Source organism: Allobosea sp. CER48 (genome assembly GCF_044752385.1).
Classification (GTDB): Bacteria; Pseudomonadota; Alphaproteobacteria; order Rhizobiales; family Beijerinckiaceae; genus Allobosea.
This window is the reverse complement of record NZ_JBIWYK010000569.1, coordinates 1-1,749: the sequence shown is the minus strand read 5'-3', so window position 1 is coordinate 1,749 and position 1,749 is coordinate 1. Positions and strand designations below refer to the sequence as shown.

1 protein-coding gene and 1 pseudogene are annotated in these 1,749 nt (G+C 67.0%); one reads left to right on the top strand and one right to left on the bottom strand.

Annotated elements, in window-relative coordinates; translation table 11 throughout:
• Positions 1 to 612 (top strand): annotated as a pseudogene (locus ACIPIA_RS15600) (hypothetical protein); the annotation flags it as partial.
• Between the two features lie 24 nt (positions 613 to 636).
• On the opposite strand, the gene obgE reads toward ACIPIA_RS15600, so the two are convergent.
• Entirely contained in the window at positions 637 to 1,680 is a 1,044-nt protein-coding gene (gene obgE, locus ACIPIA_RS15595; protein WP_400510874.1) for a GTPase ObgE, read from the bottom strand.
• Positions 1,681 to 1,749: the final 69 nt, after the last annotated feature.

The window sequence follows — 1,749 nt, the reverse complement described above, 5'->3', positions numbered from 1 at the left end:
GCCGAGCTGCCGCGGCGACGCATTGCCGTCATTCTCGGCTCCGGCCTGCTGCGCGACATCCCGCTCGGGCTCCTCGCCGCCAATTTCGACCGTGTGCTGCTGGTCGATGCCGTGCACCTGCCGCAGGTCAGGCTTCGCATGCGCCTTCGCCAGAATGTTGTAATGCTCACGCGCGACCTGACTGGCGCGGCAGGGTGGCTAGCCGGCAAAGACCAAGGCCGCGCCGATCCGCTGGCGGATCTCGTTGCCGATCCCACGGTCGACCTCGTGGTATCCGCCAACCTGCTCTCGCGACTTGCCCGGCCGATCGAGGACTGGCTTGCCGATCACCCGGCCGATGGCGCAGGGCTGCCATCCAATCTGCCGGCGCGCTACGTGGCCCTGGCATCTCGACGATCTCCGCCGCTTCAGGGGCCGCGTGATCCTGCTGAGCGATGTCGAGATGATCGAGCGCGACCGTTCCTGCGGCGTCACCGACAGCCTCGATCTCATGCGCGGCGTTCAATTGCCGAAGCCCGACGACGGCTGGGATTGGCCCGTCGCCCCTTCGGCGAAGCCGAGCGCGATCGCGAGAGCATCCATCGCGTTCGCGCCTGGCGGGAATTCCGCTAGAAACCGAACCGGGCGGGGCAGGATTCAGGGACGCCAGCCGGTCTCCGTCGCCGGAGCATTCTCGCGTTCCTCCTCGCGCCGCGCTTCCTCGACGACTGCGAACAGCGCGCGCAGCGCCGCATCGACGCCCTCGCCCGAGGCAGAGGAAAGGATGATCGGCATGCGCTTCGCCGCCCGCTTCAGCCGCGCAACCTGCTCCTTGAGCACTTCCGGCGTCAGCGCGTCGGTCTTGGAGAGCGCGACGATCTCCGGCTTGTCGGCCAGCCCTTCGCCATAGGCTTCCAGTTCCTCGCGCACCGTCTTGTAGGCCTTGCCGGCATGTTCGCTGGTGCCTTCGACCAGATGCAGCAGGACGCGGCAGCGCTCGATATGGCCGAGGAAGCGATCGCCGAGGCCATGACCTTCATGCGCGCCCTCGATCAGCCCGGGGATGTCGGCCAGCACCATCTCGCGCCCGTCGACGCGCACGACGCCCAGTCCGGGGTGAAGCGTCGTGAAGGGATAGTCCGCGATCTTGGGCTTCGCCGCCGTGACGGTCGCCAGGAAGGTCGACTTGCCGGCATTGGGCAGGCCGACCAGCCCGGCATCGGCGATCAGCTTCAGCCGCAGCCAGACCCAGCGCTCCTCACCCGGAAGGCCGGGGTTGGCATGGCGCGGCGCCTGATTGGTCGCAGTCTTGAAATAGGCATTGCCGAAGCCGCCATTGCCGCCCTTGCACAGCACGAAGCGCTGGCCGGGCTCGGTCAGATCAGCGATCTTCGTCTCGCCGTCCTCGTCAAGGATCTCGGTGCCCGGCGGCACTTTCAGGACGATCGCCGGCGAATTCGCGCCATGGCGGTCCTTGCCCATGCCGTGCTCGCCGGTGCGCGCCTTGAAGTGCTGCTGAAAGCGGAAGTCGATCAGCGTGTTCAGCCCCTGTACGCATTCGACGACGATGTCGCCGCCACGCCCGCCATCGCCGCCATTCGGCCCGCCGAACTCGATGAACTTTTCGCGGCGGAACGAGACGCAACCTGCGCCGCCGTCACCCGCCTTCACATAGATCTTGGCCTGGTCGAGGAATTTCATGGGATCGGATCGTTTCTGAAACCGGAAACTGGAACAGGCCGGCATCCCGGGCAACACGCGTGAGCGGCG

Coding starts and splice junctions, on each gene's coding strand:
- obgE (WP_400510874.1), bottom strand. CDS start 1,680: ATGAAATTCCTCGACCAGGCCAAGATCTATGTGAAGGCGGGTGACGGC.